Source organism: Kutzneria sp. NPDC051319, assembly GCF_040682195.1.
In the GTDB taxonomy this organism is placed as follows: Bacteria; Actinomycetota; Actinomycetes; order Mycobacteriales; family Pseudonocardiaceae; genus Kutzneria.
Map to the genome: position 1 here is coordinate 204,253 of NZ_JBFBAM010000014.1, position 9,306 is coordinate 213,558.

General features: G+C 69.5%; 8 protein-coding genes. 7 read left to right on the forward strand and 1 reads right to left on the reverse strand.

Translation table 11 applies throughout. The annotated features are described in order from the left end of the window. Positions 1–67: 67 nt before the first annotated feature. Positions 68–1,972: a S53 family peptidase gene (locus AB0M73_RS17420; protein WP_363891636.1), complete on the forward strand. Its 1,905-nt coding sequence runs from the start codon at positions 68–70 to the stop codon at positions 1,970–1,972. Between the two features lie 68 nt (positions 1,973–2,040). On the opposite strand, the gene AB0M73_RS17425 is transcribed toward AB0M73_RS17420, so the two are convergent. Next, positions 2,041–2,262 carry a TetR family transcriptional regulator gene (locus AB0M73_RS17425; protein ID WP_363891618.1) on the reverse strand — a complete coding sequence of 74 codons (222 nt, stop codon included), beginning with the start codon at positions 2,260–2,262 and terminating at the stop codon, positions 2,041–2,043. A 390-nt stretch (positions 2,263–2,652) separates the two neighbouring features. On the opposite strand from AB0M73_RS17425, the gene AB0M73_RS17430 reads away from it, so the two are divergent. From AB0M73_RS17430 to AB0M73_RS17455, 6 genes are all read left to right on the forward strand, one after another. Next, positions 2,653–3,519: a hypothetical protein gene (locus AB0M73_RS17430; RefSeq protein WP_363891619.1), complete on the forward strand. Its 867-nt coding sequence runs from the start codon at positions 2,653–2,655 to the stop codon at positions 3,517–3,519. A gap of 93 nt (positions 3,520–3,612) precedes the next feature. Next, on the forward strand, positions 3,613–4,542 hold the full coding sequence (locus AB0M73_RS17435) for an alpha/beta hydrolase (RefSeq protein ID WP_363891620.1): 930 nt from the start codon (positions 3,613–3,615) through the stop codon (positions 4,540–4,542). 161 nt (positions 4,543–4,703) lie between these two features. Then, positions 4,704–5,306: a MerR family transcriptional regulator gene (locus AB0M73_RS17440; RefSeq protein WP_363891638.1), complete on the forward strand. Its 603-nt coding sequence runs from the start codon at positions 4,704–4,706 to the stop codon at positions 5,304–5,306. 252 nt (positions 5,307–5,558) lie between these two features. Then, positions 5,559–6,545 (forward strand): hypothetical protein, encoded by a 987-nt coding sequence (locus AB0M73_RS17445; protein WP_363891621.1) that lies wholly within the window; start codon positions 5,559–5,561, stop codon positions 6,543–6,545. Between the two features lie 139 nt (positions 6,546–6,684). Next, positions 6,685–7,419 (forward strand): rhomboid family intramembrane serine protease, encoded by a 735-nt coding sequence (locus tag AB0M73_RS17450; protein ID WP_363891622.1) that lies wholly within the window; start codon positions 6,685–6,687, stop codon positions 7,417–7,419. A gap of 383 nt (positions 7,420–7,802) precedes the next feature. Continuing rightward, entirely contained in the window at positions 7,803–9,143 is a 1,341-nt protein-coding gene (locus AB0M73_RS17455; RefSeq protein WP_363891623.1) for a hypothetical protein, read from the forward strand. The last annotated feature ends 163 nt before the right edge of the window (positions 9,144–9,306 follow it).

Sequence of the window (9,306 nt, forward strand, 5' to 3'; positions counted from 1 at the left end):
TTCCCTCTACCCCTGCCATGGAGGAACTGTGCGCACTCCCCGACGATGGTTGGCCGCACTCACCGGAATGGCGGCACTGGCCCTGACCGCGGGCTCTGCGATGGCGTCAGCGACGCCCCTGCCCGCGACCGCCACCGCCCACCCCGTGACCCACGTCTGCAACCAGAATCCGAAGCCGGGCTTCGCGGCCTGCTTCGCGCTGCGCAGAACGGATGTCACCGCGTCGCCGAACACGCCGGCGCTGCCCAGCGGCTACGGCCCGAGCGACCTCCGCAGCGCGTACAACCTGACGGCGTCGGGCAGCGCGGCGGCAACCGTCGCCATCGTCGACTCCAACGACGATCCGAACGCCGAGTCGGACCTGGCCACCTACCGGTCCACCTACGGCCTGCCGGCGTGCACCACCGCCAACGGATGTTTCAAGAAGGTGAACGAGAACGGGCAGACCAGCCCGCTGCCGTCCGGCGACACCGGCTGGGCCGGCGAGATCTCGCTGGACGTGGACATGGTCTCGGCGATCTGCCCCGGCTGCCACATCCTGCTCGTCGAGGCCAACCAGCCGTCCATGGCCGACCTCGGCACGGCCGTCAACACCGCGGTGAGCATGGGCGCGAAGTACGTGTCCAACAGCTACGGCGGCTCGGAGGACGGCACCGAGAACTCCTCCGACTCCAGCTACTTCAACCACCCGGGCGTGGCGATCACCGCCAGCACCGGTGACAGCGGCTACGGCATCAGCTACCCGTCATCCTCCGCGTACGTGACGGCGGTCGGCGGCACCTCGCTCAGCCACGCCAGCAACACCCGTGGCTGGTCCGAGACCGCCTGGAACGGCGCGGGTTCCGGCTGCTCCAGTGATGTGGCGAAGCCCTCGTTCCAGAGCAGCGTGAACACCGGCTGCGCCAAGCGCGCCGACGCCGACGTGTCCGCGGTCGCGGACCCGAACACCGGCCTTGCCGTCTACCAGACCTATGGTGGCAGCGGCTGGGCTGTCTACGGCGGCACCAGCGCCTCCTCGCCGATCATCGCCTCCGTGTACGCCCTGGCCGGCACCCCCGGCTCCAGCGACCGACCGGCGTCGTACCCGTACGCCAACACCGGCTCGCTGTACGACGTGACCTCCGGCAGCAACGGCAGCTGCTCGCCGTCGGTGCAGTGCAACGCCGGCGCCGGCTGGGACGGCCCGACCGGTCTCGGCACGCCCAACGGCACCGCGGCCTTCACCGCCGGCGGTACCCCGCCGCCGCCCGGCTCGCCGAGTGTCACCAGCCCGGGCAGCCAGTCCGGCACCGTCGGCACCGCAGCCAGCCTGCAGCTGTCCGCCACCGGCGGCACCGCGCCGTACACGTGGAGCGCCACCGGGCTGCCGGCCGGCTTGTCGATCTCCTCGTCGGGTCTCATCTCCGGCACGCCGACCACCGCCGGCTCGTACTCGGTGACCGCCACGGTGACCGATACCGCCGGAAAGTCCGGCAGCGCCACGTTCTCGTGGACCGTCAACCCGCAGGGTGGCGGCGGCTGCTCGGGCCAGAAGCTCGGCAACGCCGGCTTCGAGTCGGGCACCACGCCGTGGACCACCACCTCCGGCGTGGTCAACGCCAACGGCGCCGGTGAGACCTCGCACTCCGGCACGTACTACGCCTGGCTGGATGGCTACGGCACCACGCACACCGACTCGGTCACTCAGTCGGCCGCCATTCCGACGGGCTGCCACGCGACGCTGTCGTTCTGGCTGCACATCGACACCGCGGAAACCACGAAGACCACGCAGTACGACAAGCTGACTGTGAAGGTCGGCTCGACCACCGTGGCCACGTTCTCCAACCTCAACGCCGTGACCGGTTACGTTCAGCATTCGTACGACGTCTCGTCGCTGGCCGGCCAGACCGTCACCGTCTCGTTCAGCGGGGCTGAGGACTCCTCACTCCAGACGTCCTTCGTGCTCGACGACACGGCCCTCACGTTGAGCTGAAACGCTTTTCTGCACTACGGGGGCGGGGCGCCGGTCGGTGTCCCGCCCCGCTTTTGCGCCGGATGTCCTCAACTCGTCCAGCACCTACGGCCTGCACCTGAACCCGCACCAGTAAGCGGAGTCCATGCCTGTGGTGGGCCCTGTCCACCACAGGCGCAACGTTGCATCAGCCCTCGGTGAGGAAGACCAGCCGGCGCGGCGGCGAGGGCCTCCAGGAGTGCCTGTCGGTTGGCGAAGCGGTGGTGCACGGTGATCCTGGTCAGGCCGGCCGCCTCGGCGATCTGCTCCATCGAGGCGCCAAGGTCCTGGACGGAGTTCGCCGGATCGGTCGCCTGGCCGGGATCCAGGCGCGGGTGCCGCAGCTCGGGAAGGCCATCGCCGAGATCGGTCTCGAGGAGATCGAGCGAACCCGGGCCACTACGCCGGCCTCATCAACGAGCAGGCATAACCACCGCCGGCTCACCCGAAGTGAAGGGCATCGACATCATGGCGGACGTCCGGACGGCCCGGTCACACGCAGCGGCGCAGGCCGAAATCACGCAATGGGGACGTATCGGCGAAGGACTGGACCGGGACCGGCTCCCGGGGCACATCAATGAAGTCCAGCGAGCCGGCTCCACGAAACTCGGGGCACATCACGGTCTCCACCAAATCCGGAGCAGCTCACCTATTATCCGTTGATGATCGAGCGGTTGGCGTGGGTGACGGCGCGGGAAGCGCGGGGACTGGACGAGGACGAGTCGATCGCCCTGACCGCACTGAAGCGAACCGGTGTGGCGGTCGATGTCGTGGACTGGAACGACCCCGGCGTGGCCTGGTCCAGCTATGACCGGGTGGTGCTGCGCTCGGCCTGGGACTACCCGCAACACCTGCCCGAGTTCCTGAACTGGGTAGAAGACGTGGACACCGTCAGTGAACTGGTGAACCCACCCGCGACCGTGCGATGGAACCTGGACAAGCAGTACCTCGCCGAACTGGCGGAGGACGGCGTGTCGATCACCCCGACGGTGTTCGTGCATCCCGGCGCGACCGCGCGGTTCCCGGACGGCAGATTCGTGGTGAAGCCGGCCGTGGGCGCGGGCAGCCGCGACGCTGCCTGGTACGGACCCGACGAGCATCACAGCGCGACCGCGCACGTCGCCCGCCTGCACGCCGCTGGCCTGACTGTCCTGATCCAGCCGCTGTTGGCGTCGGTCGCCCAGGACGGTGAATGGCCGATGGTGTTCTTCGGCGGAACGTTCAGCCACGCCGCCAGCAAACGGGTCACTCTGCCCCGGGCCGGGGCGGTGGAGGCGCTGTTCGCGGCCGAGGCCAACGCCGAGCACAGCGCGTCGCCCGACCAGATCTCCGTTGCCACCAAGGCATTGGAGTCCGTCGCGCGTCGGCTGGGCACGCCGACCTACGCCCGCGTGGACCTCGTCCGTGATGACAACGGCCGCTACTGCGTGCTGGAGGTCGAGCTGATCGAGCCGTCGCTGTTCCTGCCGTTCGCCGACGCCACCGCCGCGGACCGGTTCGCCGAAGTCCTGATCCACTCGCCGGGCTGACAGCCGGAGGTGCGGCACCGGCGCGCATTGCCCTTCCGGGGAGCGGCCGACGGGCTTGACCCTGACCGTGCGTCAGGGTTCGAGCCTTGCCCCATGACGGAGAACATCACTTCCGCGGCTCGGCCCGCTCCGCCGACCGGTGGGTTCCAGGAGATCGACGGCCGCCGCGTGTTCGTGCGTCGGACGGGCAGCGACGGACCGGCCGTCGTCTTCCTGCCCGGCGCCAGCTCGGTCGGTCTGGACTACTTCCTTGTCCAGCAACAGGTGTCCCAGTTCACCACCGCCGTTGTGTACGACCGCGGCGGCACGGGCTACAGCGATCCGCTGCCACTGCCACGCACCGCCGCCGCGGTCGCCACGGAACTGCACGAGCTGCTGCACGCCCAGGACATCGCCGCCCCCTACGTTATGGTGGCGCACTCCCTCGGCGGCGCCTACACGCACCGGTTCGCGCAGCTGCACCCACGCGAGGTAGCCGGGCTGGTCTGGTTGGACGCGTTCCATCGCGACTGGGACGACTTCATGCCCGCCGAGGCGGCCCTGGCCGCGGGCGAGCGGATGGCGCCTGATCCCGCGCAGATCCAGCAGATGCGCCCAGCCCTGCGCGAGATGTACACCGAGCTGGTGGCGGACTACCCGGAACACCTGCGGCTGCCGCTGATCGATGCCCACACGAGCGATGAATGGCTCCAGGCCGGCTTCGCCGAGCGCGGCAACCTCGTCGCACTCGCCGAGGAACTACGGGCCGGACCGGACATCCCCGACGTTCCGCTGATCGCGCTCACCGCGGAGGGCGTCGACCCCGCCCAGCACGCGCTGACCTCGCAGCAAACGCGGCTGCGGATAGCGCAGCGGACGCTGCGGGAGGTAGGTGAGGGCAAGCAGAGGATGATCGCCGCCCTGGTGAGCGCGGTCTCGCACGGGGAACAACGCACCGTCTCCGGCGTCGGCCACAGCCAGCTCTGCTTCCAGCGTCCTGATGTCGTGGTCCAGGCGATCCGCGACGTCGTGGCGCGCGTCTAAAGTCGACACGACAGGCGGAGGAGGACGGTGCTCACGATCAGCCAACTCGCGGCGAGCGCCGGCGTGACCGTACGCACCGTCCGCCACTACCACCGCGTCGGTCTGTTGGCCGAGCCGACCGCGACGCCTCCGGCTACCGCCGCTACAACGCGCAAGCAGCGGTGGACCTCATCCGGATCAGGACCCTGGCCGATGCCGGGGTGCCGCTGGCCCGCATCGACGCGCTGCTGCACGCCCAGCCGACCGAATTCGCCGCGGCCATCACCGACATCGACGCCGACCTGCGGCGCAAGATCGACCGGCTCGCCGAGCACCGGCACCGGATCGCCGAACTGGCCAGCGGTGAACGGTTGGTCCTGCCGCCCGAGGTGGTCGCCATCCTGGACCGGATGCGCGGCATCGGGGTCAGCGAACGGACGGTGCGGCTGGAGCGGGACGCGCGGATCTTGATACACGCAGTGGACCCGCGCGCCACCTCGCAGTGGATACAGGACAAGAACGCCGGCTTCGCCGACCCCGACCGGACGCGCCTGTACCTGGCCTGTGATCAAGCAGTTGACTGGGATCCGCACGATCCACGGGTGGACCGGCTCATCGACGACCTGGACGCCTGGGAACTCGAACACGAAGGCGACCTCAGCCGGCCAGGGAGCAGCACCGTGGTTTCTTCCCTGGTCACCGAGGCATCACCGGCGTGGCAGCGGATCCTCGATGCGCTCGCCCACCGCGCCCAGCGGCGCAGCATCGCCGTGCCCGACACCTGATCTCCGGCCGGCTCCGGACAAACGCACATCGGCAGATGCGGATGGTCTACTGGACCTCTGGGCGCCAGCCCGCAGGCGGTCCATCAGCGATTCTCGCCGTTCGGGGTCGGCCGCGTGGCCGGCCCGGCGGGTCCGGCGCCGTTCAGCCTGTGTCGGCGGTGCTGGCTGGCCGTGCGGACTTGATGGGGCGTGGCTGGGAATTGAGTAGTTGCCCGGATGCCAGGCCTGGGAGCAGGCCCGAGGATTCCCGCTGTGCACAAGCGACCGGCCGTGTCGGCCGAACAGGCCCTTCCCGCTCGGGGGCTGGCGGGGCAATGCGCTCGGGCTGCGGCTGTCGGCAGTGCGCTCGGCCTGGCGGTGACCGCGTACGCCTTCACCATGCGCAACAAGGAACTGGAGGCGCTGGGCGAGTTGGCGGTCGCTGTGCTGGCAGCCTGGGCGCTGTCCTGGCCGCTGCTGCTGATCGTACGAGTGAGGCGGCCCCGGCTGACAGCCCTGCTGGCCCCAGTGGCGCTGGTGGCGCTGACGCGGGGCCTGTCCATGCTCGCCCCCTATGCCTCAGTCCTTGGCCAGTGGCAGCAGGCGGCCACGGTGATCGCTGTGGCCGTGGTGGCGGCCGGCGGCTACGCAGCAGCCGCGTTCGTCGGCGGGCCGGGCGCCCGGCCGCGGTGGCGGGTCATCGTGGCGGTGATGGTGGTTGCGCTGATCCCCGCAGCGATGGTGGTGGATCCGATCCAGCAGGCCGCCCGCGACGCAAACGAGGCCACCGACAGAGCCGCCCAGCTGGCGGCTTTCCCGCATCCGCTGTTCGCCCCGGACCTGCCCGGCTACACGATCATCGAGTACCACGTCGACGACTCCGGGTCCTCCTTCGCCTTCTGGCTGCGGCCCCAGTCGGCGCGCCAGCAGTCGGACGGGCCCTCCAGGCTGTCGGCGGCCGACGGCTCGCTGAACATCGCGGTGTTCCAGACGCCTGCGACCGCAGGGTTCAACCCCCCGGCCGATTGCGTGATCCCCAACCTGGGCAGCGATAGCAAGGTCGCCGTGCCGTGCGTCACGGCCGGCCCCGACGTCTGGCGAGTCTCCAAACCCGCCAACGGGTGGGAGTCGCTCTACCTCGCCCGCAGAGGCGACCGGGTCATCCAGATCAGCACGGGGTCAGCGGCAATCCCCGAAAGCGACCTGGCGAGGGCGGCGACCACCCTGCGCCAGCAGCCACCAAGCTACTTCCTGGGTTGATCCGGTCCCCCGCCTAGGCCACCCCGGCCCGAGCCGGCGCCGACCTGACACCACCCGATTGACACATCAATGACTGAGATGTCCCCCGCCCGCAACGCTTTCCACGCCGACCCGACCGAAGTGCCGTCCAATGCAACCGGTGCGGTGGATCATCCGTCCTGAGAATGTGGAGACAGCGGAGCGGAAGCCGATCATCGCGGCCACGGCGGTCGGCGTTGCCGCGGTCGCGGCGGTTGTGCAGTATGCGGTGCCTTTGGCGGTGCCGGTGTTGGAGCGTGAGCCGGGCGCGCTGGAGGCCGGTCAGTGGTGGCGGTTGGTGACACCGCTGTTCGTGCAGACCTTGGGCTGGTACCAGGTGGTGACGAACCTGGTCACGTTGGCGGTTGTGGGCGTGGTCGCCGAGCGGCTGTTCGGCCGCTGGCGATGGGCGGTGCTGTTCACCGCCGGAACGATCCGCGGCCAGATCGCCGCGTATGCCTGGGGGGAACCCGGTGGTGGCGATTCGATCGCGATCTGCGGGCTCGCGGGCGGGGTGGTGGTCTGGTTGCTGACAGACCGGCGGGACGCGAGCCGGTGGGCGGTGGGGGCTGTGGTGTGCTACATCGCCGCGTTGACGGGCTGGGGCTTCGGCGGGATCCGGGCCGCCGCAGTGGCTGCCGTTGCCGCTGTTCTGGTGTTGTGCGTTGTTCGCGCTCGGGGACTCGCGTTGGTCGGGTCGGTTGCCTGCGCTGTGGCACTGACGGTCGCCGCTGACCTGCACGGCGTTTCCTTGCTGTCCGGGATGGCCATTGCGTTGGTCATCACATGCTGCGGTGTGGGCTCTGCCCCAAGGTCCAACGCCGCGGCCGGCTTCGTTCCTGTCACGGACCGCTGAGTCGGCTCCCCCGCAGGGGCTTTCGACGGTGACTCGTCAATCTCTTCATCTGCGTGCATCCACTTGAAGAACTGGTGAGAAGGCGGCGTAACTCTGCCTGAGTTGTCACGATCTCCCGCCGGCGCGCGATCGGAAGAACCCCCGTCACCCGGGCGACTTCTCGTCCGGCCTACCCGCGGACCTCAGGCTGCCCGCGGCGCGGATTGGCTTGCACCGCTTGGGGTCGGTCGACGTAATGAGCCGATAAGTCTTCTGTAAGGAGCAATCGGCACGGTGGGGCGTAGCGTCACCGCCGTCGAGCTCGAACACTCCGCGTTTCCCCTGCCACAGCGCCATGTTCGGCTCGCGTGTCGTGCTTTTCCCGTAACGGCAAGGAGTGTTTCGTGAGAATTCGCGATCGGCGCCGCGCGATCATGTTGTCCGCTGTGGGGTTGGCGGTGGCATCGGTCCTCGCCTCTGTCGTCCCCCAGGCCGCTGCCTCGGCAACCGGCGGCGACCACCCGTCCGACGCCGGCACCGGGGCCACGACAGGAACCCTGCCGGTCAGCAAGACCATCCTGCCGAGCGCGATCAAGGTCGACCTGCAGAGCGAGTACGTCCGGTTGCCGCTGCACAAGGGGGACTACAAAGGCCGGACGGTCTGGTACGTGCTGACCGAGGCCTCGGACCAGGGCGCCGCTGACGACCTCGGGCTGAACTACGCGCCGAAACTCGCCAACGCCTCGGTCGGCTGCCCGAGCTGCGTCCAGGACGTCACCCTCACCGGCGGTGCGAGCGCCATCTTCAACGAGGCCACCATCCACTTCGCCGGCGTCCCCGACTTCAGCCCGAGCCGGGTGCTGACGGCAGGGCCGACCGGGTTCCCGCCCAGCCAGGCCACGCCCGGCGCCGTCGGCGGCCCCGGCTACAGCCCCTTCATCCGCGTCGCGGGCTCCCCGATCGTCTACAACGCGCCGATCGTCGCCGTCGGCGACGGCCCGTTCGACGTGGACCACCACACCAACACCGCCGACCGCGTACTCGCGGTGCATCCGGCCGCCAAGGACACCGGCCCGGCACAGTTCCACGGCGCGTCCGTCGACCTGTTGTTCATCCGGGGGTTCGACTCCGGCAAGTCGATCATCTACATCTCCACCGACGCCAGTGACGCGACGACGGCGGTGCTGGAGCGCGCGACCTACGTCCCGGCGCTCAACAATGTCGCCTTCCCCGGCGGCGACGACTTCCTCGGCAGTGCCCGCGAGCGCATCTTCCCCTTCGTCAACGGGCAGACCGGCGCGAACAACCCGCAGGCCCAGGGTTTGTCGCACCTCATCCTGGACGGCCACGCCGGCGAAGACGCCTCGCTGGGCGACAAGGCGCTGCTGCAGGCGCTGAGCCACGATGGTGACGCGCTCAACGTCCAGGGTGACTTCCCCACCCTCAAGCAGAACAACCGTCGTGACGCCTACAGCCCGCTGTGGGAGGCGCAGTTCGGCGAGTGGACGCCGAAGGCGGTCCAGCAGAAACTGAACACCCGGCAGACCGACGAGTTCCAGATCCTCAAGCTCGCCGCCGAACACCCCGATCTCCTCACCGCACCCGGCGGTGCGCCCTACGGCAGCGTCAAGGCGTTGATCGACTGCCCGGTGATCGGGTACCTGACCACCGAACCGCAGGAGGACCTGATCCAGCCGGCCCCTGGATCGGCAGTCGACTTCTCGGGCGCCTACTTCCAAGGCTGACGACCGCCGCAACCGCACTGGCACGCGACGAAATGGACCGCCGCCATGGCGGTGGCGGGGGGGGGGCCCCCGCCGCGCGCGCAGGGGCGGGGGGGCCGCCGCACCCCAAGGGGCACGGAAAAAAAGGCCGCCCAAACCGGGGGGGGGCGCTTAAAAAAACAGC

Coding starts and splice junctions, on each gene's coding strand:
- AB0M73_RS17420 (WP_363891636.1), top strand. CDS start 68: ATGGCGGCACTGGCCCTGACCGCGGGCTCTGCGATGGCGTCAGCGACG.
- AB0M73_RS17425 (WP_363891618.1), bottom strand. CDS start 2,262: ATGGAGCAGATCGCCGAGGCGGCCGGCCTGACCAGGATCACCGTGCAC.
- AB0M73_RS17430 (WP_363891619.1), top strand. CDS start 2,653: ATGATCGAGCGGTTGGCGTGGGTGACGGCGCGGGAAGCGCGGGGACTG.
- AB0M73_RS17435 (WP_363891620.1), top strand. CDS start 3,613: ATGACGGAGAACATCACTTCCGCGGCTCGGCCCGCTCCGCCGACCGGT.